The 21,869-nt window shown below is 69.1% G+C and carries 24 protein-coding genes and 1 pseudogene; 10 read left to right on the plus strand and 15 right to left on the minus strand.

Translation table 11 applies throughout. The features are described 5' to 3' along the window. Positions 1–15 precede the first annotated feature (15 nt). Genes H8R02_RS14735 through H8R02_RS14760 form a run of 6 tightly spaced genes read right to left on the minus strand, consistent with a single transcriptional unit; the run spans position 16 to position 6,219 of the window. Complete coding sequence (locus H8R02_RS14735) at positions 16–981, minus strand: Bug family tripartite tricarboxylate transporter substrate binding protein (protein WP_187082199.1); 966 nt, start codon at positions 979–981, stop codon at positions 16–18. Between the two features lie 12 nt (positions 982–993). Beyond that, the gene (locus H8R02_RS14740; RefSeq protein WP_255429358.1) at positions 994–1,980 is read right to left on the minus strand and encodes a quinone oxidoreductase family protein; all 987 of its coding nucleotides are present in this window, start codon (positions 1,978–1,980) and stop codon (positions 994–996) included. Next, positions 1,977–2,783: an enoyl-CoA hydratase gene (locus tag H8R02_RS14745; RefSeq protein WP_187082200.1), complete on the minus strand. Its 807-nt coding sequence runs from the start codon at positions 2,781–2,783 to the stop codon at positions 1,977–1,979. The genes H8R02_RS14740 and H8R02_RS14745 overlap by 4 nt, the downstream gene beginning before the upstream one ends. A gap of 10 nt (positions 2,784–2,793) precedes the next feature. Further along, positions 2,794–3,867, minus strand: coding sequence for an isocitrate/isopropylmalate dehydrogenase family protein (locus H8R02_RS14750; RefSeq protein WP_187082201.1), 1,074 nt, complete (start codon positions 3,865–3,867; stop codon positions 2,794–2,796). A gap of 8 nt (positions 3,868–3,875) precedes the next feature. Beyond that, positions 3,876–5,246 carry an MmgE/PrpD family protein gene (locus H8R02_RS14755; protein WP_187082202.1) on the minus strand — a complete coding sequence of 457 codons (1,371 nt, stop codon included), beginning with the start codon at positions 5,244–5,246 and terminating at the stop codon, positions 3,876–3,878. A gap of 4 nt (positions 5,247–5,250) precedes the next feature. Further along, entirely contained in the window at positions 5,251–6,219 is a 969-nt protein-coding gene (locus H8R02_RS14760; protein WP_187082203.1) for a Bug family tripartite tricarboxylate transporter substrate binding protein, read from the minus strand. Positions 6,220–6,293: 74 nt separating this feature from the next. Here H8R02_RS14760 and H8R02_RS14765 point away from each other — a divergent pair, with 74 nt between their 5' ends. The 4 genes from H8R02_RS14765 (at position 6,294) to H8R02_RS14780 (ending at position 9,275) form a co-directional block, all read left to right on the plus strand. Beyond that, on the plus strand, positions 6,294–7,202 hold the full coding sequence (locus H8R02_RS14765) for a LysR family transcriptional regulator (protein WP_187082204.1): 909 nt from the start codon (positions 6,294–6,296) through the stop codon (positions 7,200–7,202). Positions 7,203–7,280: 78 nt separating this feature from the next. Next, complete coding sequence (locus tag H8R02_RS14770) at positions 7,281–8,042, plus strand: response regulator transcription factor (RefSeq protein WP_187082205.1); 762 nt, start codon at positions 7,281–7,283, stop codon at positions 8,040–8,042. A gap of 84 nt (positions 8,043–8,126) precedes the next feature. Then, positions 8,127–8,804: a hypothetical protein gene (locus H8R02_RS14775; RefSeq protein ID WP_222622497.1), complete on the plus strand. Its 678-nt coding sequence runs from the start codon at positions 8,127–8,129 to the stop codon at positions 8,802–8,804. Between the two features lie 51 nt (positions 8,805–8,855). Continuing rightward, positions 8,856–9,275, plus strand: a complete 420-nt coding sequence (locus H8R02_RS14780; protein ID WP_187082206.1) for a hypothetical protein — start codon at positions 8,856–8,858, stop codon at positions 9,273–9,275. Here the strand turns inward: H8R02_RS14780 and H8R02_RS14785 are convergent, their stop codons facing one another. After that, entirely contained in the window at positions 9,276–9,755 is a 480-nt protein-coding gene (locus H8R02_RS14785; protein WP_187082207.1) for a hypothetical protein, read from the minus strand. Between the two features lie 129 nt (positions 9,756–9,884). Here H8R02_RS14785 and H8R02_RS14790 point away from each other — a divergent pair, with 129 nt between their 5' ends. The 3 genes from H8R02_RS14790 to H8R02_RS14800 all read left to right on the plus strand — a co-directional run bounded on the left by H8R02_RS14790 (position 9,885) and on the right by H8R02_RS14800 (position 11,497). Then, positions 9,885–10,139: a hypothetical protein gene (locus tag H8R02_RS14790; protein WP_187082208.1), complete on the plus strand. Its 255-nt coding sequence runs from the start codon at positions 9,885–9,887 to the stop codon at positions 10,137–10,139. 32 nt (positions 10,140–10,171) lie between these two features. Continuing rightward, positions 10,172–10,444 (plus strand): hypothetical protein, encoded by a 273-nt coding sequence (locus H8R02_RS14795; RefSeq protein WP_187082209.1) that lies wholly within the window; start codon positions 10,172–10,174, stop codon positions 10,442–10,444. 87 nt (positions 10,445–10,531) lie between these two features. After that, entirely contained in the window at positions 10,532–11,497 is a 966-nt protein-coding gene (locus H8R02_RS14800; protein ID WP_187082210.1) for a Bug family tripartite tricarboxylate transporter substrate binding protein, read from the plus strand. On the opposite strand, the gene H8R02_RS14805 is transcribed toward H8R02_RS14800, so the two are convergent. After that, positions 11,469–12,656: an MFS transporter gene (locus tag H8R02_RS14805; protein ID WP_187082211.1), complete on the minus strand. Its 1,188-nt coding sequence runs from the start codon at positions 12,654–12,656 to the stop codon at positions 11,469–11,471. The genes H8R02_RS14800 and H8R02_RS14805 overlap by 29 nt on opposite strands. Positions 12,657–12,775: 119 nt before the next feature. Between H8R02_RS14805 and H8R02_RS14810 the strand changes: the two genes are divergently transcribed. Further along, positions 12,776–13,678 carry a LysR family transcriptional regulator gene (locus H8R02_RS14810; RefSeq protein WP_187082212.1) on the plus strand — a complete coding sequence of 301 codons (903 nt, stop codon included), beginning with the start codon at positions 12,776–12,778 and terminating at the stop codon, positions 13,676–13,678. On the opposite strand, the gene H8R02_RS14815 is transcribed toward H8R02_RS14810, so the two are convergent. Together H8R02_RS14815 and H8R02_RS14820 are read right to left on the minus strand one after the other, a co-directional pair. Next, positions 13,675–14,712, minus strand: coding sequence for a VWA domain-containing protein (locus H8R02_RS14815; protein ID WP_187082213.1), 1,038 nt, complete (start codon positions 14,710–14,712; stop codon positions 13,675–13,677). The two genes, H8R02_RS14810 and H8R02_RS14815, sit on opposite strands and share 4 nt — an antisense overlap. A gap of 97 nt (positions 14,713–14,809) precedes the next feature. Continuing rightward, positions 14,810–15,166, minus strand: a complete 357-nt coding sequence (locus H8R02_RS14820; RefSeq protein ID WP_187082214.1) for a TfoX/Sxy family protein — start codon at positions 15,164–15,166, stop codon at positions 14,810–14,812. 119 nt (positions 15,167–15,285) lie between these two features. Between H8R02_RS14820 and H8R02_RS14825 the strand changes: the two genes are divergently transcribed. Beyond that, positions 15,286–17,271, plus strand: coding sequence for a GAF and HD-GYP domain-containing protein (locus H8R02_RS14825; protein WP_187082215.1), 1,986 nt, complete (start codon positions 15,286–15,288; stop codon positions 17,269–17,271). 12 nt (positions 17,272–17,283) lie between these two features. Here H8R02_RS14825 and H8R02_RS14830 read toward each other — a convergent pair whose 3' ends face one another. Genes H8R02_RS14830 through H8R02_RS14840 form a run of 3 tightly spaced genes read right to left on the minus strand, consistent with a single transcriptional unit; the run spans position 17,284 to position 18,252 of the window. Then, complete coding sequence (locus tag H8R02_RS14830; RefSeq protein ID WP_255429359.1) at positions 17,284–17,610, minus strand: cupin domain-containing protein; 327 nt, start codon at positions 17,608–17,610, stop codon at positions 17,284–17,286. Beyond that, positions 17,603–18,022, minus strand: a complete 420-nt coding sequence (locus H8R02_RS14835; protein ID WP_187082216.1) for a type II toxin-antitoxin system VapC family toxin — start codon at positions 18,020–18,022, stop codon at positions 17,603–17,605. Before H8R02_RS14835 ends, H8R02_RS14830 begins: the two co-directional genes overlap by 8 nt. After that, positions 18,019–18,252: a FitA-like ribbon-helix-helix domain-containing protein gene (locus H8R02_RS14840; protein WP_187082217.1), complete on the minus strand. Its 234-nt coding sequence runs from the start codon at positions 18,250–18,252 to the stop codon at positions 18,019–18,021. The genes H8R02_RS14835 and H8R02_RS14840 overlap by 4 nt, the downstream gene beginning before the upstream one ends. 123 nt (positions 18,253–18,375) lie before the next feature. Between H8R02_RS14840 and H8R02_RS14845 the strand changes: the two genes are divergently transcribed. Next, positions 18,376–20,292, plus strand: a complete 1,917-nt coding sequence (locus H8R02_RS14845) for a type IV pilus assembly protein FimV (protein ID WP_187082218.1) — start codon at positions 18,376–18,378, stop codon at positions 20,290–20,292. A gap of 96 nt (positions 20,293–20,388) precedes the next feature. On the opposite strand, the pseudogene H8R02_RS14850 reads toward H8R02_RS14845, so the two are convergent. Continuing rightward, positions 20,389–21,546 (minus strand): annotated as a pseudogene (locus H8R02_RS14850) (cytochrome P450); the annotation flags it as partial. Between the two features lie 10 nt (positions 21,547–21,556). Beyond that, a complete protein-coding gene (locus tag H8R02_RS14855; RefSeq protein WP_435531272.1) occupies positions 21,557–21,835 on the minus strand; it encodes a 2Fe-2S iron-sulfur cluster-binding protein in 279 nt (92 codons plus the stop codon). Positions 21,836–21,869 lie beyond the last annotated feature (34 nt).

Genomic DNA, 21,869 nt, shown 5'->3' on the forward strand with positions numbered 1-21,869 from the left:
CGGGCCGGGCCCGGCCTATTCGGCCTTCACGTTCGCGCTCTTGACGAGGTTCACCCAGAACTTCTCGTCCTCGACGAGGAACTTGCCGAACGCCTCGGGTGATGCGGAGATCGATACCTCGGTGCCTTCTCGCGCCAAAGCAGCCTTCACGGAAGGCTGCTGCATCGCCGAGATCGTGGCGTCGTAGATCTTCTTCACCACCGCCGGCGGCGTGCCGGCGGGCGCGAACATGCCGTACCAGAACTCGAGGTTGTACTCGGGCAGGCCCGCCTCGCGCATGCCGGGCAGGTCGGGCACGAGGGGCGAGCGCTCGCGTGTGCTCACGGCGATGGCACGCAGGCGGCCGGTGGGCCCGGCATGCGGCAGCACGGAAGGCGAGGTGCCGAAGGTCAGCTGTGTGTCGCCCGCCATCACGGACTGGATGGCGAGCGCGCCACCGCGATAGGGCACGCTCGTGAACTGCGCCCCCGTGATCTGCGTGAACAGGGCCGCGCCGAGGTGCGGCGCGGAGCCGTTGCCGGCATGGGCCACATTCAACTTGCCGGGCTCCTTCTTCGCGGCGGCGACGATGTCCTGCACGCTCTTGAAGCCGGTGTTCGGGTTGACGGCCAGCACGAGCGGTGACGTCGTGATCTGCGTGATGGGCAGCAGGTCCTTCGGCTGGTAACCCAGCTTCGGGTTGAGCGCAGGGTTGACGGAGATGCTGCTCGGGCTGGCGATGAGCAGTGTGTAGCCGTCCGGCGCGGACTTGGCGACGAAATCGGCGGCGATGCTCGAGCCGTTGCCGGGCCTGTTCTCCACGACGACGGGCTGGCCGAGCGCCTTGGAGAATGACTCGCTCATCGAGCGGGCGACGTAGTCGGCTGCGCCCGCGGGCGCGAAGCCGACGATCACGCGGATCGGCTTGACCGGGTATGTTTGCGCATGCGCGCCGAGAGCGAGAGCAGCAACCAAAGCGAACAGCAGCTTGGCGAACTTCATTGCCTTGTCTCCTCAGGCTTGTATGCGCAATGCGATCTTCCCAGTATGCGCGCCTTCTTCCATGCGGCGCTTGGCTTCGACGAGCTGGCCGAACTCGACCACCTGGTCCAGCTGCGGCTTGATGCGGCCGGATGCGAAATGCGGCATCACTTCCTCGACGAAGCGAGGGATGGACGCGGACCGCTGCTGCTTCGTGCGCAGCTTGTTCGACACGCCGAAGACGGCGAGGCGCTTCGCGTGCAGCGCCTCGAGGTCGAGGTCGGCATGCAGCACGCCGTCGACATAGCCGACCGTTGCGAGCCGGCCCTCGAACGCCATGCAGCGGATGTTCTCGGCGAACACGGAGCCGCCGACGGCATTGATCACGAGGTCCGCGCCATGCTGCTGCGTCGCTTCCATCACCTTCGCGGCGAACACCGGGTGCCGTGTGGCGATCGCGACGTCGAGCCCGAGCGGCTTGAGCGCTTCGAGCTTGGCAGCGGAGCCGGAGGTGCCGATCACGTTCGCGCCCAGCACCTTGCCGAGCTGCAGTGAGGCCACGCCGACGCCCGACGACACACCGTTGATCAACAGCCACTCGCCGGCTTTGAGCTTGCCTTGCAGCACGAGCATGTCGAACGCGACGAGGAAGGTAAGGGGGATGCTCGCAGCTTCTTCCCACGACAATGACTCCGGCTTGGCGATGGCCTCGGCCGCTTCCATCACCGCGTACTCGGAGAACGCGCCCGCGCAGCGGCCCATCACCTCGTCGCCGGGCTTCCAGCCGGTGACGCCTTCGCCGACGGCGACCACCTCGCCCGAGCCTTCGCCGCCGATGGCCTTCCAGGTCCCCGGCTTGCCGTGCAGCCCATGCCCCGCGACGAACTCGCCGCGGTTCAGTGAAGCCGCGCGCATGCGAACGAGCAGCTGGCCGGGGCCCGGCTGCGGCGTCGGGGAGTCGCGCAGCTCGATGGTCGAGCCGTTGTCGTCGATCGTCATCCAGTAGGACTGCATGCTCATTTCCCCTTGAAGACTGGTTTGCGCTTTTCCATGAAAGCCGTGCGGCCCTCGGTGTAGTCCGCGCTCTCGAAGCAGCCGCGGATGCGGGCCGTACACTGCTCCAGGTCGATCTCGGGCGAGGCCCTGAGCACCTCACGCGTGATGTACTTGGCGGTCTCGATCGTCAGCGGCGCGTTCTCGCCGATGCTCGTCGTGTACTCGGCCAGCAGCGCGTCGAGCCCGTCGGTGGGCGCCACACGCGTGATCAGCCCGATCGACTTCGCTTCGTCCGCACCGATGCGCCGCGCGGTGAAGAACAGGTCCTTCGCGGTGCCGGGGCCCACGAGGTCCACGAGGTTCTTCATCGCCGAATAGCGATACCCAAGCCCCAGGCGCGCGGCCGGAATCGAGAACACCGAATCGCTCGACGCGATGCGCAGGTCGCACGCGATGGCCACGTTCACGCCGCCTCCGATGCAATAGCCGCGGATGCAGGCCAGCGTCGGCTTCGGGAAGTCGTGGATGCCCGTGAGCGTCTTCTCGGCCATCGCCTCGTAGTGCTTCACCGCTTCCTTCGCGGCGCGCATGTCCTCGAACTGCGAAATGTCCGCGCCGGAAACGAACGCCTTGGTCCCCGCCCCGGAGAACACCACCAGCCGCACGCGCTCGTCCTCGCGCGCCGCGTCGAGCAGCGGCGGCACCGCCTCCCACATGTCCACCGACAGCGCGTTGTGCTTCGCCGGGTTGTTGAAGCGGATGTGCAGCGTGCTGCCATCCAGCCAGGTTTCGACGCGTTCGGTGGTGGAGGTGTAGGTGGTCGGCATAGGGCGAGTCTCAGCCTTTCAGGTGCTGCAGTATGGCCTGCGTGAAGGTTGCCGTGTTGCCCTTGCCGCGGATGTCGCCGGTGCGGACGTTCGCGTCACCGAGGGCGGCCGTCGTGGCTTTCGACATGGCCTGCGCCATCTTCACGGCGCGCGGGTTGTTGCGGCTGTGGCCCAGCCACTCGAACATCATGCGCGTCGATTCGATCATCGCGTACGGGTTGGCAATGCCCTTGCCGGCGATGTCCGGCGCGGAGCCGTGCGTGGCCTGGGCCATCGCGACGCCGCCGTCGCCGATGCACAGGCCCGGCGCCATGCCGAGGCCGCCCACGAGGCCCGCCGCCAGGTCGGACAGGATGTCGCCGAACATGTTGGTGGTGACCACCACGTCGAACGACTGCGGGTCGCGCACGAGGCGCATCGCCATGGTGTCCACGATCACGTCGTCGAGCAGCACGTCGGGGTACTCGGGCGCGAGCTTCTTGCACTCCTCGACGAACATGCCGCAGCCGAGCTTGAACACCGTGTCCTTGTGGACGTAGGTCAGGTGCTTGCGGCGCTGCCGCGCCAGCTCGAAAGCGGCACGCGCCACGTTGCGGCTGCCCGTGCGCGTGATGACGCGCATCGACAGCGTCACTTCGTCGTTGGGGCGGAACTCCGCGTTGCCGACCAGCATGTTGCGGTCGGGCTGGAAGCCCTCGTTGTTCTCGCGCACGATCACGAGGTCCACGTTGTCGTGCAGGCAGCCGATGTCCGGGTACGAGCGCGTGGGGCGCACGTTGGCGAAGAGGTTGAATTGCTTGCGCAGGATCGGGTGCGGGTTGATCGCGTTGGGCGCCTTCGGGTACGCGCGGTGGCCGATGGGGCCGAGGATCCAGCCGTCCAGTGTCCTGAGCGTCTCCATCGTTTCCGGCGGCAGCGTGTGGCCGTGCGTCTCGAGCGCCTTGGCGCCGATGGGCAGCGGCTTCCAGTCGATGGCCACGCCGTGGACTTCCGCCGCGGCCTTGGCGATGGCGACGGAGGCGGGCACGATCTCGTGGCCGATGTCGTCGCCGTTGAGGATGCCGATCTTCAATGCTTGTGTCATGTTTTCACTCAAGGGCGGCACAGGGCCGTGAGTTTGCGCACGTCGGCCATCGCGCCGAGCTCCCAGCACGCTGCCGTGATTTCGCGCGCCTTCGCGTCGCCGAGCACGGGCACCACGAGCTGGTTGAACTTGCCTTCGAGCTGTTTGTCGGAAAGCGGGTTCTGCAGCGACCCGATGGCGTGCTCCACGTGCACTTCGATGCGGCGGCCGTCCTTCAACAGCGCGGCAACGTGCACCGACGCTTCGTCGATGGAGTCATCCACCGTGGCAACCACCTTGTTGCGCGTCTCCACCACACGCGGGTCATTCACCACGTGGTCGGAGAACTCCTCCTCGCCCGCACGCCCGTAGATCAGCCCCGCCGCGCACCCGTGGTACACGCTGAACTTGCCCTGCAGGCCGTCCTTCGGCTCCTTCTTGCCGGTGAGCTCCAGCACGAGCGAGTGCACGCGCAGCTCGATCCTCTCCACCTGCTCGGGAGTGACGCCCTTGTCCTTCAGCTGCACGCAGGCGTCGATGCTCGGGTGGATGACGATGCCGCAGGCAAACGGCTTGTAGGTATTGAACGAGATCTCGAAGCGCTGGCCGAGCTCGTCGGTCACTTCGTTCCACGCGCGCTTGTCCGATGCCACCTGCACGAAACCACGCGGCGCTTCGATGGCACGCGGGCTCGCGGTGAAGCCGCGGCTGGCGAGCAGCGCGGACATCAACCCGGCACGCGCCGCACCGCCGGGGTGGAAGGGCTTCGTCATCGTGCCGAACTGCTCGCGCAGGCCGACGGGCTGCGACGCCGCGATGCCCAGCGCCATCTGCGTCTTCTGCTCGTCCAGGCGCAACAGGCGCGCGCAACCGGCGGCGGCGCCCAGCATGCCGGTCGAACCCGTGATGTGCCAGCCGCGGTCGTAGTGGTCCGGGTACATCGTGTTGCCGATGCGGCAGGCCACGTCGATGCCCAGGACCACCGCGTCGATCACTTCGCGGCCGCCCATGCCGTTCTTCTCGGCGAGCGCGAGCACCGCCGAGGCCACGGGGCCCGCCGGGTGGATGATGGTCTTCAGGTGCGTGTCGTCGAAATCGAAGGTGTGCGACGTGATGCCGTTGACGAGCGCGGCGCTCGCCATGTCCACCTTCTCGGCGCGGCCGAGCACCGTGGCTTGGGGCGCGGGCTGCAGCATCTGCACCGCGGCGATCGCGGCGTCGGCGGCTTCGTGTTTCGCCGCGCCGACGGCGCAGCCCAGCCAGTTGTAGAAGGTGCGGTGGGCTTCGTGGTCCACCGCGTCGCTCCAGCCGCGCGAGGCGTGGCCGGAGACGAACTTCGCGAGGATGGAAGTGATGGGCGGGGCGGAGAGGTCCGCCGGGACGGTGGTGTTGCGGGCCATGGTCTTATTCGTCGAGGTGGATGTTGCGGGCCTTGGCCAGCGCGGTCCAGCGCTGGATCTCGGAGCGGATGTACTGGCCGAACTGGTCGGGGCTCATGGGCCACGGCTCCACGGCTTCGGAGGAGAGCTTCTCAGCGAGGTCGGGTGCCTTGAGCACCGCGACCTGCGTTTCGTTGAGGTGCTTCACGATGTCGGCGGGCAGGCCGGCGGGGCCGACCGAGCCGTACCACTGCATCGCGTCGAAGCCCTTGAAGCCGATCTCCTCCATCGTCGGCACGTCCTTCAGCAGCGCACTGCGCTTCTTGCCGGTGACGGCCAGCGCACGCATGCGCCCGCTGCGCAGGTGAGGCAGGGCGGCGGCGAGGCCGGGGAACATCGCCTGCGTCTGCCCGCCCAGCAGGTCGTTGATGGCAGGCGCGATGCCGCGGTAGGGGATGTGCAGCATGAACGCGCCGGTCTCCTGCTTGAAGAGCTCCATCGTCATGTGCGTGAGCGAGCCCGGGCCGGCGGAGCCGTAGTTCACCTTGCCGGGGTTCTTCTTCACGTAGTCGACGAACTCCTTGACGGTCTTCGCAGGTACGTTCGCGTTGACGGCCAGCACATTGGGCGTGGCGCCGATCATGCCGATGGGTGTGAAGTCCTTGATGGCGTCGTATTGCACGCGGCGCGTGGCGGGCGTGGTGCCGTGCGTGGCGACGTAGCCTTGCATCAGCGTGTAGCCGTCGGGCGCGGATCGCATCGTGGTCTGGCAGGCCACCACGCCGCCGCCGCCGCTCTGGTTGTCGACGACGAAGGACTGGCCGAGGGCCTTGCCCCAGCGCTCGGTGACGACGCGGGCGATCATGTCGTTGCCGCCGCCGGCCGCGACGGGGACGATGTAGCGGATGGGTTTACTCGGGTAGTTCTGCGCGAAGGCGAGCCGGGGCAGCACGGCGGCTGCCGCGGCCACCTGCAGGAGGTGTCTGCGTTTCATGGCGCGCATCTTGTGCCTGCGCGTTCATGCTGTAAATTGCAATGTTCTGAGGTTTTATTGCAGAAGGTGCATGAATGGCCGTTCCTTCCCTTGCCGACCTGCGCGCCTTCGTCACCGTGGGCGAACTGCAGAGCTTCGCCGCAGCCGCCAAGGCGCTGCACCTGTCGCAGCCGGCGCTGTCGCGGCGCATTTCGCACCTCGAGGACCTGCTGGGCGTGCGCCTGTTCGACCGCACGACGCGCAGCGTCGCGCTCACGCTGCTGGGCCAGCGCTTCCTCGACCAGGTGCGCGGCACGGTCGACGACCTCGACCGGTCGGTGGCCAACCTGCGCGACGCGGCGCAGATGGAAGCCGGCGACGTCACCATCGGCTGCGTGTTCTCGGCGGTGCACCACTTCCTGCCGCCTGTGATCCGGTCGTTTCGCGAGCAGCACCCGCGCGTGCTGGTGCGCATCATCGAGGAGGGCGCGGACGAAGTGCTCGCGGCGGTGCAGCAGGGCGAGGCCGATTTCGCGATCAACTACATCGGCATGCAGGAGCCGGAGCTGGAATTCACGCCGTTGCTGCGCGAACCCTACGTGCTCGCCTGCCCCGCCGGGCACCCGCTCGCGCGGCGCAAGTCGGTGCGCTGGGAGGAGCTGGCGGACTACCCGCATGCCCGCGTGTCGCATGCCAGCCGCAACCGCCTCCTCATCGACCAGGCGTTGGCCGAACTGCCGCCGCTGCCCCGGCCCGTGTGCGAAGTGCGGCACGTGTCCACGCTGATCGGCATGGTCGAAAACGGCATGGGCGTGGCCGTGGTGCCGCAGCTCACGCTGCCGCGCAGCCCCGCGTCGGTGGTGGGCGTGAAGCTGGAGAAGCCCGAGGTCGCGCGCACGGTGGGCATGACGTGGCGGCGCGGCCGCAGCCTGTCGCCGGCCGCGGCGGCATTCGTCGACCTGCTGACGCGGGCCAGCCGTGCGCGCGTGAAGGGCCGGCCCTGACGCTTTCGTACACATGGCCACTCGTGGCCGACTTACACTCGCGGCGGGGGGCGTGCCCGAGCCCCGATTGGAGACCCGATGAATGAGCAGTCGCCGCAGGGCGCGGACATGACTTTCGAGCCCAGCAGCGCGGGCGAGGACGAACTGCGCCGCGGCGTGACGGACCTCTCGGCCATCGAGCTCGAACTGCTGGTGCGCCTGGACGGCATCGCCCCGCTGAAGGACGTGCGTGCCGCAATGTCCGCGCGCACGGACATGGAGTTCGACGCCGCGCTCACCACGCTGCAGCGCCTGCGCCTCATCCAGCGCAAGGAGCTGGATGCGATGGCGATGCAGCTGGAGCAGCAGCTGCACATGCTCACGCCGGGTTCCGCCAAGGGCTCGTCCACCGCCGGTGGCCGGCCGTTCGCCGTCGGCCTGGCGCGCCGGCGCCCCGCGCGCGAAGCGCCGCCGCATCCGCGCGTCGCCGTCGTCGTGGAAGACGAGCCGACGCTCGCGCAGTTCGTGAAGGCTTTCATGGCGCTCGAAGGCTTCGAGGTGCGCCTTGCCGCCAACCGCGCCGAGGTGCTCGCCGCCATCCGGCAGGGCGTGCCCGACATCGTGCTGCTGGACGGCACGCTGCCCGACGTCGACGGCTTCGAGATCCTGCGTTCGATCCGCCAGAACCCGCACCCGCAACTGCGCGAAGTGCCCGCGCTGATGATGACCGCCCGCGCCACGCGCGACGCCGTGCTGAAGGCGCTGGAGCACGGCGCCGACGGTTACCTCACCAAGCCGGTGGATGCCGATGCGCTGGTCACCGCTGTGCGCGCGGTGACGGGTGGGCTGCCGAAAACCTGATCGGTGCTGACGGCCGCCCGGCCACCCGGCCGTCTGCGGTGCGCTTGCGAAAGCTCAAGTGCGGATGCGCGCGCATTTCCTAGCATGCACGGACACACAACGACACCGGAGCTCGCCGTGCAGTCCATCCGCATCACCGCCATCGCCATCGCCCTGTGCGCCCTTGGCGCCTGCTCCGCCGAGGACGCCGTGCCCCTGGGCAGCAACGCCAACGCCGCGCAGCCCGCTTCGCCCAACTCGGGCAAGGTCCTGCAGGTCATGCACGGCGGCGGCTACAGCTACGCCGAGGTGCAGCTTGCGAGCGGCGACAAGGTGTGGGTGGCCGGCCAGCAGATCGACGTGAAGCCCGGCAAGCAGGTGCAGTGGGGCAACTACATGGTGATGCGCGACTTCAACTCGCGCTCGCTCGGCCGCACCTTCCCCGAGATCCTGTTCGTGGAGAGCTGGGGCGCCAACGGCGCGCAGCCGGTCGCGACCGCGCCGCACGGCAGCCTGCCGCAGGCGCAGCTGGGCGCCGCGCCCCTAGCGGCCGGTGCGATGGACTCGGGCGTCGTCAAGAGCGTGCAGAACGCCGGCGGCTACAGCTATATCGAGGTGGACCGCGGCGGGCAGGTGGTGTGGGTCGCCGCCGTCGAGACGGCGCTGAAGAAGGGCGACAAGGTGCAGTGGCAGGGCACCGAGATGAGCAACTTCACCGCCCGCTCCATCAACCGCACCTTCGACAAGATCGTTTTCGCGCAAGGCGTCACGGTCACGCCCTGAACGGCCGCGCCGTTCATCTTCCGTTCACGCAAGGGGGCCTAATCTGGCCCCATGAAATGGTTGTTGGCGTCATTCGCAGCGCTCCTGCTGGCCCCGCAGGCGCAGGCGGCACTGCGCATCACGGACCTGCAACCCACCCAGGACGAGCGCCTCGGCCCTCGCGGGCCCGTGCGCATCGCCGCGCGCGTGCAGGATGCGGGGCCCGGCGTCGACCCGAAGTCGATCGTGCTGCGCGTGGATGGCGCGGACGTCACCCGCCACGTCAAGTTCGAGCGGGGTCAGGTCGTGTATTTCGAACACCTGCCGCCGGGGCGCCATCGCGCCGAGCTGGCGGTGCGCGACCGCGCCGGCAACGCGACGCAGGCCGCATGGACCTTCCGCGTCTCCGGCCGCGGGTTCATCTGGCAGGACGAAGCCGAAGAAGACGACGAGGAGTACGACTTCACCTGGCCCTTCTGGGGCCGGTGGTGACTAGCGGGTCTCCGGCGGCAGCGTCCAGAGCGAATCGCCGCTCGCACCCGGCGTGGTCACGAGGTAGTGCGCCTCGAAGTCGAGCACCAGCCGCCGCAAGTCCGTGACGCGGTCGCGGTGCTGCAACTCGCCGGCGGGGTGCAGCCAGACGCCGCCGAAGTGGCTCACTTCCGGCAGCCAGCTCGCGGCCAGGAGCTGCAGCAGCCGGTACTGCAGCACGGGCAGGCCCAGCAGCAAGCGCGCGGCGGCGCGGCGGTCCCAGCGCACGAGGCGGACCATCGCGCGGTAGATGCCCATGCCGTCCTGCGCCTCGCCGGCGTGGACGATCTCGAGCGTGGTCATCCCGCAGGTGCCCATGCGCTCCAGCTGCTCCGCGATGATGCGGCGGTATTCGGCTTCGATGTGCGCCTGCGCGTCGCCCTCCGGAATCTCCGTGTCGCCGGCCTCGGCGTGCCCGCTCGCACTGATTTTTTCTTGCATTCGCCCATGGTGGGAGGGCCGCGCCCCTGCGGGATTGACCTAAGGCAACAGCAGGCGAATCTTGCCGCCCGTCAAGGATGCAAGCCGGGCGGCTGCCGATACTGGGCCCCGATGAAAGGGAGAACGACCATGCGCGAAGCGATCCTCGGGCCGGTGGGCGGCCATTACGTGGCAGTGCGCGCTTTTCCGAGCGCGGACGGAACGGACGAGTTCCTGGCCGGGTTCAGGGTTTTCCCGTTCCGGCCGGGCTCCTTCGGGGACGAGGGCCACATCGTTTCCCACGCCTGCAAGGCGCGCTACCCCTCGGTCGAGGTGGCCTTGCATCACGCTCGTCTGAAAGGTGCCGCTGCGGCCGAGCAACTGGCTTGCGAGCCGCCGGGATGAGCGCGACACTGGGGGACCTGAAAGGGGCGTCGATGGCCACATCCAGCAGCCCGCAACCCCTGGCGCCCGAAGCCGAAGGCGCCACGCGGGGCAACATCTCCTCCACCTGGTTGATCCTCGCGGCGGCGGTGGCCTTCGTCGCCATCGCGCAGATCTCGCTGGGCGGCAGCTCCGAGACGCGCGAGTGCAAGCGCGAGGCGCAGGAGAACGCCAGCGTCGCCCGCGCCATGGGCGGCGAGGAGCGCTTCATCGAGATGTGCATGGAGCTGCAGAAGAAGGTGCGGGAAGTCAGCCAGCGCCGTTAGGCGTTTCTTCGACCAGCAATACCCCCTGTTGCGCGCGGCGCGGGGCCCGCCTACCCTGCGCGGGCATTGCCAACAACAGGAGAACCCATGCGCCTGCTTTCCAGGATCGCCCTCGGCCTGGTGCTCGCCTGCGGCGCGCTCGCCGCCGCCGCGCAGTCCGACTACCCCAACAAGCCCATCAAGTGGATCGTGCCGTACCCGCCGGGCGGCACCACCGACCTGCTGGCGCGGCTGATGGGGCAGTACCTGTCCACGAAGCTGGGGCAGTCGATCGTCATCGAGAACCGTGCCGGCGGCGGCAACAACATCGGCACGGAGATGTCGGTGAAGTCTCCGCCCGACGGCTACACGTGGCACCTGGTGAACCCCGCCAACGCGATCAACGCCACGCTGTACGAGAAGCTGCCGTTCAACTTCCTGAACGACCTCGCACCGGTGGCCGGCATCATCCGCGTGCCCAACGTGATGACGGTGACGAAGAATTTCCCGGCCAAGACGGTGCCGGAATTCATCGCTTACGCGAAGGCCAACCCGGACAAAGTGAACATGGCGTCGTCGGGCTCGGGCACTTCGGTGCACCTGTCCGGCGAGCTGTTCAAGTCGATGGCCGGCATCTCGATGAAGCACATCCCCTACAAGGGCGCCGGGCCTGCCACCACCGACCTGATCGGCGGCCAGGTCGACGTGATCTTCGACAACATGCCGTCGATCATCAGCCACATCCGAGCCGGCACGGTGCGCGCACTCGGCGTGACGAGCGCGCAGCGTTCGCCCGCGCTGCCCGACGTGCCGACGGTCGCCGAGACGGTGCCAGGCTACGAGGCCAGCGCCTGGTTCGGCGCCGCCGTGCCGAAGGGCACGCCGCGGCCGATCATCGACCGCCTCAACCGCGAGTTCAACGCCGCGCTGGCCGACCCGCAGATGCGCGCGAAGCTCGCGGACCTGGGTGGCGTCCCCATCCCCGGCACGCCCGAGCAGTTCTGGGAACTGCACAGGATGGAAACCGAGAAGTGGGCCAAGGTGGTCAAGTCCTCGGGCGCGAAGGCCGAGTAAGCAGCGTGCTCGCGGCGAGCAGCGCCGCCGCCATCCCATAGCCGAGCGCCGTGGCGTGCAGGCCGATGTGGGTGGTGAGCAGGCCGGCCAGGATCGCGGGCAGGCTGAAGGCGAGGTAGCTTGCCGCGAAGAACGCTGCCATCGTCGCGGCGCGCTCGTGCGGCGCGGCCAGCGGCACCAGCGTGCGCACGGAGCCGCTGAACGCCGTGCCGAAACCGGCACCGGTGATCATCGTGCCCGCGATGGCCGCGATCGGCCACACCCAGTGGATGCCCACGAGCGTGAGCAGCGCGCCGAACGAGAGCGCTGCCGCGCCGGCCGCGAGCGCCTTGGGCGGCGGCACCTTGCGCGCAAGGGCGATCGCGGTCGCGCTGGTGAACGAGAGCACCGCGATCAACGTGCCGCCCACCAGGGGCGCGCGGCTGCCCGCCAGGCCGGCCGCGAGGCTCGGGCCCAGCGAGAAGTAGAAGCCACCGACCGCCCACTGCGCGGTGTTGACCGGCAGCACCTGCACGAGTGCGGCGCGCACGTTGGCCGGCAGTGCCAGGCGTGGGCGCAGCGAGCGCCATGCACCGGGGCGGCGCTGCACGGTTTCCGGCAGGAATGCAGTGGCAACGAGCTCGGCCGCCATGATGGCGAGCAGCAAGTCGAACACGAGCTTCATGGGCTGCGGCGCGAACTGCACCAGCAAGGCCGCGCCGAGCGCGCCCGCACCGAGCCCGACCATGGGCGCGATGCTGTTGACCAGTGCGCCGCGTTCGCGGTGCAGGTCGACCATGCCCGCCGACAGTGCGGTGGTCGCGATGCCGGTGGCCACGCCCTGCAGGACGCGCGCGGCGAGCAGCCAATCCACGGACGTCGCTTCGCGGAAGATGAGGAGGGAGCCGATCTCCAGCACGAGCGCGAGCGCGATTACTTCGCGCCGGCCGCGGTAGTCCGAGAGCGCGCCGAACACCAGCAGCGCGGCAAGCAGTGCGATGGCGTAGCTCGCGAACACGACCGTGAGCGTCAGCGCCGAGAAGCCCCAGGCCGCGCGGTAGAGCGCGTAGAGCGGCGAGGGCACGGCGGAAGCCGCGAGGAAGGTGACGAGGATGAGCCCCTTGAGCGCCAGGGCGTTGGTCGGCGGCAGCAGGCTGCGGGGGTAGGCGGAAGCGTCCATGGGGACCTCGATGCGGTGGTGAAGCCCGGCATCTGGGTGTGCCGCGGCGCGGGAGTAGGGGCACGCGCCGGCCATGACTGTTGCGGAAAGTGGAACAGCGGCGGATGATCCCGGCCCACATGGACCGCTTCACCGCAATGGGCGCCTTCGTGCGCGTGGTGGAGGCCGGCAGCTTCACGCGCGCGGCCGACACGCTGGGCCTGCCCCGCGCCAACCTCACGCGCCTGGTGCAGGGGCTGGAGCGCGACCTGCGCGTGCGCCTGCTCGAGCGCACCACGCGCGCCGTGAAGGTGACGCACGAAGGCGCGGCGTACTACGAGCGCGCGGTGGCGTTGCTCGCGGAAGTCGCGGACATGGAGGCGACTGCGCGGCAGTCGGCGCAGCAGCCGTCGGGCGAGCTGCGCATCGACGTCGCCACCGCCATGGCCGCGCACCTGATCGTGCCCGCGCTGCCGGCGTTGTACCGCGCGTACCCGCAGCTGCGGCTGCACATCGGCAGCAGCAACCAGCCCGTCAACCTCGTCGCCGACAACGTCGATTGCGCGCTGCGCATCGGCCGCATCGAGGACCAGGACCTCATCGCGCGCCGCGTCGGCGAGTTCCGCATGGTGACCTGCGCGTCGCCTGCGTATCTATCGGCGCATGGCACGCCGGCGACGCCGCACGAGCTGCAGGCGCAGCACGAGCTGGTCGCGCTCGCGATGGCGCGCTCGGGCAAGGCGCTGGACTTCCGCTTCGCACGGCGCGGGGAGCCGCTGGACCTGACGCCGCGCGGCCGCTTCATGGTGGACGACACCAATTCGTACCTCGTCGCGGCGGCCATGGGGCTCGGCGTGGCGCAAGTGCCTTCGTACGTGCTCGGCACGGCGCTGGCCGCGGGCACGCTCGTGCCCATCCTCGAAGACTGGCAGGCGCCACCGGTGCCGGTGAGCGCGCTGTACCGGCGCAACCGCTTTCTCGGCGCGAAGGTGTCGGTGTTCGTGGACTGGGCGAGCGGGCTCTTCGCTCGGCTGAACGCTTAGTCGATCCGGCGGAACCACACCACCGACAGCAGCGCGGCGATGAGCGTGAGCAAGGCCGAGCCGGCGGCCACGAGCGCCGTCACCTCGGTCTCGCGCGTCTGCACCTGCAGCTGCGAGCCGAGGTTCTCGTAGACGGCGCGCAGCTTCTCGGCCGTGCCGGCGTGGTGGTAGTCGCCGCCGGTGACACGTGCCACCTCGCGCAGCGTGGGCTCGTCCAGCTGCAGGTAGATGGAATAGCCTTCCCCCATCGACGCCGCGCCGTCCGGCGTGCCCAGGCCCACGACGTAGATCTTCACGCCGCGGTCGGCGGCCATCTTCGCGGCTTCGAGCGTGTCGATGCCCGTCGTGCGGCGCCCGTCGCTGAGCAGGATGATTGCGGCGGACTTGTACGAGCCCGGCGGCACGGGCTGCACCTGCTTCGGCGGCGGCTTGGCCTTGTCGTCGAGGCTGCGCGACTGCTTCCTGCCGCCGAACGTCATCTCGCCGATGTCGATGCCCTGTTCGGGGAACAGTTCGGAGAGGCAATGCACGATGGCGTTGCCGATGGCCGTGCCGCGCTGCATCTGGAAGGCGTCGATCGCCGTGACGAGGGCGGCGCGGTCGAGCGTGGCCCGCTGCGCGACCTGGCTGCTGCCCGCGAACGTGATCAGGCCGACGTCGATGTCCTTGGGCAGGTCCTTCAGGAACAGCTTGGCCGCTTCCTGCGCGGCCGCGAGCCGCGTCGGCTGCACGTCGCTCACGCGCATGCTGAGCGACACGTCGATGGCCAGCATGATGGTGCTGCGCGACCAGGGCAGGGTGACGCGCGCGACGGGTCGCGCGGCGGCGACGAGCAAGCCGCAGATGGCCAGCAGCAGGAGCGCGGGCGGCACGTGGCGGCGCCAGTTGCGGCCCTCGGCGGCCGCCCGCACCACGCCCACGTTGCTGTAGCGCACCGCGTTCTTGCGCCCGCGCCGCAGCAGCCACACATAGGCGGCCGGCAGCAGCGGCAGCGCCAGCAGCAGCCACAGGTAGTCGGGCCAGAGGAACAGCATGTTTGACTTGGGCGGGGTCGAGGGGCTCCCGCAGCGCAGCAATATGCTCCGGTTGCTGCACGTTGGCAACCGCCATTGCGCGTACGCCCGAACGCCTTCAGCGCCTGGGTTTGGCTTTGCGCGCCGGCGCGGCGCGCCGCGCGGCGTCCAGTGCGAGCCGCGCCCACGGCGCCATCAGTGCAGGCGAGTCCATCGCTTCGGTGGGCACGGTCCAGTAGCCCATGCCCTGCTGCTTGCCACGTATTTCGTACACGAAGCGGCGCCCGCCGGCGTCGATGAAGTGCTGCTGCGTCTCGCCGTCCGCCTTCAGGTACAGCGTGTCGCCGACGATGATGGCGACGAACCAGCCGTCGACGTACAGGCCGTAGCCCCCGAACATGCGCTTACCTTGCACCTCGCCCACGGGCGCCAGCAGCTCGCGGCAGTACTCGGCAAAACCTTCCTGTACCGTCATGGGCCGCAGTATGCGAGAAAAGATTCACGGTTCGGCACACATCGCCGCAAGCTCAGCAGGCACACAAGATTTGTCACACGGAGTACCCTGCACGAAGTTGGGAACAGGGAGAGTCAGCCATGGAAACCCACGAGGGCGCGACCGCCCAAGCCTACCGTGAGCTCATCGAGATCGGCATCGCGCTGTCCGCCGAGAAGGACCCCGCGCGGCTGCGCGAGCGCATCCTCGCCGAAGCCAAGCGCCTCGCCAATGCCGACGCCGGCACGCTCTACCTGAAACACAAGGGCAAGGAGCTGCACTTCCAGATCGTGCGCAACGACTCGCTGGGCATCGCCCTGGGCGGCACGACCGGCCTGGACTGCGACCTGCCGCCGGTGCCGCTGGTGCTGGAGGACGGCCGGCCCAACATGCACAACGTGGCGTCGTACTGCGCGATCACCGGCGAGATCGTCAACATCGCCGACGCCTACGACCCGAACGACCCGTACGATTTCTCGGGCACCGAGGCTTTCGACCGGCGCCTGGGCTACCGCTCGCACTCGTTCCTGACCGTGCCGCTCATGAACCACAACGGCATGGTGATCGGCGTGCTGCAGCTGATCAACGCGAAGGACGCCACCGGCAAGGTCGTGCCCTTCGACCCCGCCATCGTGCCGATGGTGAGCAGCCTCGCCTCGCAGGCCGCCGTCTCCATCGACAACCGGCTGCTGATCGAGGAGCTCAAGCTGCTGCTCGACTCCTTCATCGGCGTGATCGCCACCGCCATCGACACGAAGAGCCCCTACACCGGCGGCCACTGCCAGCGCGTGCCGGTGCTCACCGAGATGCTGGTGAAGGCGGCGTGCGACGTGAAGGACGGCCCCTTCGCGGGCTTCGACCTCACCGAGGAGGAGTGGTACGAACTGCGCGTGGCCTGCTGGCTGCACGACTGCGGCAAGGTGATCACGCCCGAGCACATCGTGGACAAGGCCACCAAGCTGGAATGCATCTACGACCGCATCCACGAGATCCGCATGCGCTTCGAGGTGCTCAAGCGGGATGCCGAGATCGCGATGCTCAAGGCGGTGATGGCCGGCGGCGACCCTGCCCTGCTGCGCGAGAAGTACGAGCAGGAATGCGCGACGCTGGACGAGGAGTTCGCTTTCGTCGGCGAATGCAACGTCGGCGGCGAGTACATGGCGCCCGAGAAAGTGGAGCGCCTGCAGCGCATCGCCGAGCGCACGTGGATGCGCACGCTGTCCAACCGCATCGGCATTTCCTATGCCGAGCAGAAGCGGCGCGAGGCCGTGCCCGAGCGGCCCCTGCCGATCGAGGAGAACCTGCTGGCCGACCGCCCCGACCACATCAGCCCGCGCCAGGGCCTGCGCCTGTCGGCCGAGGGCAACCCGTGGGGCTTCAAGATGAAGGTGCCGGAGCGCGAGGCCAACCTCGGCGAGCTGTACAACCTGTCGATCAGCCGCGGCACGCTCACCGAGGAGGACCGCTACCGCATCAACGAGCACATGGCGCAGACGATCATCATGCTCGAGTCGTTGCCTTGGCCGCGCCACTTGCGGCGCGTGCCCGAGTACGCGGGCGGCCACCACGAGAAGATCGACGGCACGGGCTACCCGCGCGGGCTGCGCGGCGAAGACATGTCGATCCCCGCGCGCGTGATGGCGATCGCGGACATCTTCGAGGCGCTGACCGCGGCCGATCGGCCGTACAAGCCGCCCAAGAAGGTGAGCGATGCGCTGCGCATCATGCGCTTCATGGTGAAGGACAAGCACATCGACGCGCACCTGTTCCGGCTGTTCGTGGAGTCGGGCGTGTACCGCGAGTACGCGGTGCAGCACCTGAAGGCCGAGCAGATCGACGAGGTGGACCTCGGCATGCTGCTCGATGGGTTGACCGACCCGCCGCCGGCTGCCGCGCCTGCACCCGCCGCGGCCGTCTCCGACGACGAGACCGTGATCATGCCGCGTGCGGCGTTCGTGATCCCGGTCGTGCCGACGCTGGAGCAGGTCACCGCCCAGGACGAGACCGTGCCGCTGGTCCTGCCGAAGGAAGTGCCGGTCGTGGTGCCGACGCCGGCGTTGATGGACGAGGTGGATGCGCGCGTCTGATCGCGCCCGCGGTCAGACGTTGCGCCGCGCGACCCAGTAAGTGGCGCCTTCGGCGCCGTAGCGCTCGGTGTGCGGCTTGCCCGCGGGCAGCTGGAAGGTGTCGCCTGCGAGCAGCCGCCGCTCGCGGCCGTCTTCGCCGAGCCACATCTCGCCCTGCACCACGAGCGCATCCGCGTCGAAGGGGTGCGTGTGCAGCTCCAGCACCGTGCCGGGTGCCCATACACGTTCGAGAACTTCGTCGGCGCCGCGGGCCAGCGCCTGCGTGCGGAACTCGTCGAAGGTGGGAAGCGTCTCCATCGCCACAGCATACCTGCGCGGCAGCTTGCCGGGGTCAGGCATCCCAGGGATTGAGCAACTGCACGCCCGTGCCCCGGAAGTCCTTGACGTTGCGGGTTGCGAGTGCGAAGCGGCGCGATGCCGCTATGGATGCGATTGCACCGTCGGCAAAGCCGATACGGTTGCCGACGGCCGTTGCGCTGCTGTTCACGGTCGCAAACGCAGCGGCAGCCGCGCCGTCGAAAGGGAGCACGCGCCCGCCGAAAAGCGGCAGCACCTGCGATTCGATGGCTTCGTGCAGTTGCCGGCGCCGCCGGCCGGCAGGCAGCGCCTGCACGCCGCTCAGGAGCTCGGCAAGGGTGATGGACGTGATGTAGAGGGTTTCCGCCGCCTGCGCATCGAGCCACTCCAGCACGCCCTCGTCGGGCTGCGGCCGCAGCGGCTCGGACACGACGTTGGTGTCGAGGACGATCACTCGAAGCGGGCGGGCCTGACTGCAGCTCGGTCGCGATGGGTTTTCAGCTCCACACCCTTGAGCTTGCGGCCGATGTCGGCCAGCTGGCTGCCGAGGCCGACGGTGGGCCGCACCGCCTGCTCGAGGATGTGGCGGATCTCGGCCTCCGTGCTTCGCCCGTGCCGCGCCGCGCGCGCCTTCAAGGCGCGATGCGTGGCATCGGTGAGGTTGCGGATGGTCACGGCTGGCATGGGTACTGCTTCAAGCCGCATGATATCAAAACGAGAGAGTGATATCAACCTCGGGGCCGGGCCCGCTCGTCATGCGTTTGCACGATTCACGGGACACCGCCCGCCATCTTGATAATGGCTGCAATGAGGAGTTCGCGCATTTCGAGGGGCGTGCCGGCGCTGCTGGCCGTATTTGCGGTGGCGTTCCTGCTGCCGGCCGCGGCCGTGACGCTGGGGGCCGCACGCGGCGACGTGGCCATCGGCCGGCCGATCGACATCGCCGTTCCGCTGGTGCTCGATTCCGGCGAAGCAGAGCCTTGCCTGAAGGCCGACGTGATGCAGGGTGGCACGCGCATGGGCGGCATCGCGCTGCGGATCGAAACCGGCCCGGCAGGGGCCGCGGCCCGCATCGTCTCGGCGGGCGTGCTGGAGGAGCCCACGCTGACGTTCGACCTTCACGTCGGTTGCGGCCGGAAGGTGACGCGCAGGTATGTGATGCTCGCGACGTTCCCGGCGCAGGGGCAGGTCGCATCGAAGGACGCGTCACCCGCGCCGGCCGCAGAGAACCGTGCTGCCATGCCGGCGCGAGTACCGGCGCCCCTGCCCGCTGCAGCGCCTGCTGCAGCCGTGCCGCAGGCGACACGCGCAACGGCACCGCCATCGGTCCCTGCACCAACGCACCGCAAAGCCGCGGCCGCGGCGGCCGCGCCCTCGCGCATGGCCGGCGAAGCGCAGGCCCCGCCCTCCGACGCGGTCCTCTCGCTGCGCACCACGCCCCTTCTCCTGACGCCGGAGGACGGCGGCCAGCGCCGGGCCGACGCCGCCGGGCTGTGGCGCACCCTGCAGGCCCCGCCCGACGAACTGGCCCGCAAGGTGGACCGGCTGGAAACGATGGAGCGCGAGGTGCAGTCGCTGCGTACGCTGGTGCAGCAGAACCGCGCGGCGCTCGCCGCCATGCGTCCCTCGCAGGGCGAGTCGGCCGCCGGGCGCGAGTGGATCACCGTGCTGCTCGCGGCGGCGGCCGTGCTGCTCGCGCTGGGCAGCGCCGCGTGGTGGTGGCGCAGCCGCGCGGCCCCGGCGCCGGCGAGCCGCTGGTGGGTGCGCGACCCGGGGGCGCACAGCCGCACGGGCGGCGACGGCGATTTCGTCGTGGAGACGTCACAGCCCCCGCTGCGCGTGACGCGGCCTGCACTCGTGGCGCAGGCGTCCGAACCCGCAGGCGCGCAAGCGCCGCCGACCGCAACCGCCACGGCAACCGCGACGGCCTTCGCGACACGCCCCACGACACCCCCGCGAGCGGCCGCCGAGCCCCCGCAATCCAACACGCCCGACTCGCGCCCGCTGCCGGGGCCGGTGGAGTTCATGCCCAGCCAGGCGGCCAGCCTGCGCAGCGTCAAGGCTGCCGAGCTGGCCGACATCGAGCAGCAGGCGCAGTTCTTCCTGGCGATCGGCCACGCCGCGCAGGCCGCGAACGTGCTCGAGGCGCACGTGCACGACCACGCGGACACCAGCCCCGTCGTGTGGCTGGACCTGCTGGAGATCTACCACTCGCTCGGCCAACGCGAGGACTACGAGCGCATCCGCGCGATGTTCGCCGCGCAGTTCGGCGGCAACGTGCCGGATTTCGAGGGCTACCGCACGCAGTCCGGCGGGCTGCTGGACTACCGCCGCGCGCTGACGCGCATCGTGGCGTTGTGGCCTTCGCCGCGCGTGCTGGAGGTGATCGAGGAATCCATCTTCAGCCGCCCCGACAACGGCAGCGAGGCCTTCGACCTCGAAGCCTATCGCGACCTGCTGATGCTCTACAACGTCGGCAAGCTGCTCATGCAGGACGGCGAGGGCGCCGCATCGCAGGTGGAGTCGCACGCAAGCGGCTGGGGCTCGACGGACCTGCAGCCGCTGTCGGCGCTGGTGAACGAGGCGCACTCGGTGTCGCCGCTGGACCGCCCGCCGCGCGCTTCGATGCTCACGACCGCGGCCGAAGGCGACGGCCCGGACATCGACCTCGACTCCTTGTTGCCCGCGGACGACTTCGACTCCGTCAGGGTCGGAAAGGCGTAGGCCCGCTCATCCGGGGATGCGCACCGGCAACGCCGAGAACCCCCGCACGAACGTCGATTTCACCCGCGTCGGCTCACCGACGACCTCGATCACCGGGAACCGCTTCAGGATCTCTTCCCAGAGGATCTTCAGCTGCATCTCCGCGAGGCGGTTGCCCACGCAGCGATGGATGCCGAAACCGAACGAGAGGTGCTGGCGCGGCCGCGCGCGGTCGATGATGAATTCGTCCGGCCGTTCGATCGCGGTCTCGTCGCGGTTGCCCGAGAGGTACCACATGGCCACCTTCTCGCCCTTGCGAATCAGCTTGCCGCCGACCTCGCTGTCCGCCACCGCCGTGCGGCGCATGTAGGCCAGCGGCGTCTGCCAGCGGATGATCTCGGGCACGAGGCTGTCCACGAGCTTCGGGTTCTCTCGCAACTTCGCCCACTGCTGTGGGTTTTCGTGCAACGCGAGCAGCCCGCCGGTCATGCTGTTGCGCGTGGTGTCGTTGCCGCCGACGATCAGCAGCACGAGGTTGCCCATGTACTCCATCGGCGACATGTTCCGCGTCGCGGGGTTGTGCGCGAGCATCGACACGAGGTCGTTGCGCGGCGGCGCGTTGACACGCTCGTTCCACAGCCGCGTGAAGTACGCGAGCATCTTGCCCAGCTCCGCCATGCGCTCCTCCGGCTCCATGGCGTCCGGGTTCACGCGCTTGTTCATGGTCGACACGTCGGACCACCACGTGAGCAGCCTGCGGTCCTCCACGGGGAAATCGAACAGCGTGGCGAGCATCAGCGTGGTCAGCTCGATGGACACGCGGTCCACCCAGTCGAAGGTTTCATTGCGCGGCAGCCCGTCGAGGACGCGGCACGTGCGTTCGCGGATCAGCGACTCCATCGTCGCGAGGTTCCCCGGCGCGACGATGGCCTGCACGGCCTTGCGCTGCTCGTCGTGCTTGGGCGGGTCCATCGCGATGAACATCGGCAGCTGCTCGTTCGGGGGCGGGTCGAACAGCGTGATGCCGCCGTACGTCCATTCCGACGAGAACAGCTGCGGGTGGGTGTCGACATGCATGATGTCCTGGTAGCGCGTGATCGACCAGTACGGCCCGGCCCACGGGCTGACGGCGTGGTGCACAGGGTCGTCGCGGCGCAACCGCGCGAAGTAGGCAAGCTCGGTCCCCTTCACGAAGTAGTCCAGCGAGGCCGGGTCGATCTGCTCCAGCGGCATGCTGGCGGCTTCGGCGTGCGCGGCGGCAAGGGCGGTGTTCATGGCGTGCCTTTCAGTGCTGGCCTTCGGGCAGCTTGACGACGATGCCGTCGAGTGCCGCGGTGATCGGGATCTGGCACCCGAGCCGCGAGCTGTCGTCGCGCAGGCACGCGCTGAAATTCAGCATCTCGTTTTCGCTGCCGGTGCGCGTGCCGGTGAGCGTGTCCCACGGCGGCTCGATGTAGACGTGGCACGTGGCGCAGGCGCACTGGCCGCCGCAATCGCCGTCGATGCCGGGCACGCCGTTGTCCGTGGCCGCGCGCATGAGGGTGGTGCCTTCGGGGACGTCCACGGGGTGTTCCCGGCCATCGTATGAAATGAAATTC

The organism is Ramlibacter albus (assembly GCF_014297445.1).
Classification (GTDB): domain Bacteria; phylum Pseudomonadota; class Gammaproteobacteria; order Burkholderiales; family Burkholderiaceae_C; genus Ramlibacter; species Ramlibacter albus.

What these genes read in the sequence shown, in the direction of transcription:
- H8R02_RS14735 (WP_187082199.1), bottom strand. Translation starts at nt 981, where the DNA reads ATGAAGTTCGCCAAGCTGCTGTTCGCTTTGGTTGCTGCTCTCGCTCTC.
- H8R02_RS14740 (WP_255429358.1), bottom strand. Translation starts at nt 1,980, where the DNA reads ATGAGCATGCAGTCCTACTGGATGACGATCGACGACAACGGCTCGACC.
- H8R02_RS14745 (WP_187082200.1), bottom strand. Translation starts at nt 2,783, where the DNA reads ATGCCGACCACCTACACCTCCACCACCGAACGCGTCGAAACCTGGCTG.
- H8R02_RS14750 (WP_187082201.1), bottom strand. Translation starts at nt 3,867, where the DNA reads ATGACACAAGCATTGAAGATCGGCATCCTCAACGGCGACGACATCGGC.
- H8R02_RS14755 (WP_187082202.1), bottom strand. Translation starts at nt 5,246, where the DNA reads ATGGCCCGCAACACCACCGTCCCGGCGGACCTCTCCGCCCCGCCCATC.
- H8R02_RS14760 (WP_187082203.1), bottom strand. Translation starts at nt 6,219, where the DNA reads ATGAAACGCAGACACCTCCTGCAGGTGGCCGCGGCAGCCGCCGTGCTG.
- H8R02_RS14765 (WP_187082204.1), top strand. Translation starts at nt 6,294, where the DNA reads ATGGCCGTTCCTTCCCTTGCCGACCTGCGCGCCTTCGTCACCGTGGGC.
- H8R02_RS14770 (WP_187082205.1), top strand. Translation starts at nt 7,281, where the DNA reads ATGAATGAGCAGTCGCCGCAGGGCGCGGACATGACTTTCGAGCCCAGC.
- H8R02_RS14775 (WP_222622497.1), top strand. Translation starts at nt 8,127, where the DNA reads ATGCACGGACACACAACGACACCGGAGCTCGCCGTGCAGTCCATCCGC.
- H8R02_RS14780 (WP_187082206.1), top strand. Translation starts at nt 8,856, where the DNA reads ATGAAATGGTTGTTGGCGTCATTCGCAGCGCTCCTGCTGGCCCCGCAG.
- H8R02_RS14785 (WP_187082207.1), bottom strand. Translation starts at nt 9,755, where the DNA reads ATGCAAGAAAAAATCAGTGCGAGCGGGCACGCCGAGGCCGGCGACACG.
- H8R02_RS14790 (WP_187082208.1), top strand. Translation starts at nt 9,885, where the DNA reads ATGCGCGAAGCGATCCTCGGGCCGGTGGGCGGCCATTACGTGGCAGTG.
- H8R02_RS14795 (WP_187082209.1), top strand. Translation starts at nt 10,172, where the DNA reads ATGGCCACATCCAGCAGCCCGCAACCCCTGGCGCCCGAAGCCGAAGGC.
- H8R02_RS14800 (WP_187082210.1), top strand. Translation starts at nt 10,532, where the DNA reads ATGCGCCTGCTTTCCAGGATCGCCCTCGGCCTGGTGCTCGCCTGCGGC.
- H8R02_RS14805 (WP_187082211.1), bottom strand. Translation starts at nt 12,656, where the DNA reads ATGGACGCTTCCGCCTACCCCCGCAGCCTGCTGCCGCCGACCAACGCC.
- H8R02_RS14810 (WP_187082212.1), top strand. Translation starts at nt 12,776, where the DNA reads ATGGACCGCTTCACCGCAATGGGCGCCTTCGTGCGCGTGGTGGAGGCC.
- H8R02_RS14815 (WP_187082213.1), bottom strand. Translation starts at nt 14,712, where the DNA reads ATGCTGTTCCTCTGGCCCGACTACCTGTGGCTGCTGCTGGCGCTGCCG.
- H8R02_RS14820 (WP_187082214.1), bottom strand. Translation starts at nt 15,166, where the DNA reads ATGACGGTACAGGAAGGTTTTGCCGAGTACTGCCGCGAGCTGCTGGCG.
- H8R02_RS14825 (WP_187082215.1), top strand. Translation starts at nt 15,286, where the DNA reads ATGGAAACCCACGAGGGCGCGACCGCCCAAGCCTACCGTGAGCTCATC.
- H8R02_RS14830 (WP_255429359.1), bottom strand. Translation starts at nt 17,610, where the DNA reads ATGCCTGACCCCGGCAAGCTGCCGCGCAGGTATGCTGTGGCGATGGAG.
- H8R02_RS14840 (WP_187082217.1), bottom strand. Translation starts at nt 18,252, where the DNA reads ATGCCAGCCGTGACCATCCGCAACCTCACCGATGCCACGCATCGCGCC.
- H8R02_RS14845 (WP_187082218.1), top strand. Translation starts at nt 18,376, where the DNA reads ATGAGGAGTTCGCGCATTTCGAGGGGCGTGCCGGCGCTGCTGGCCGTA.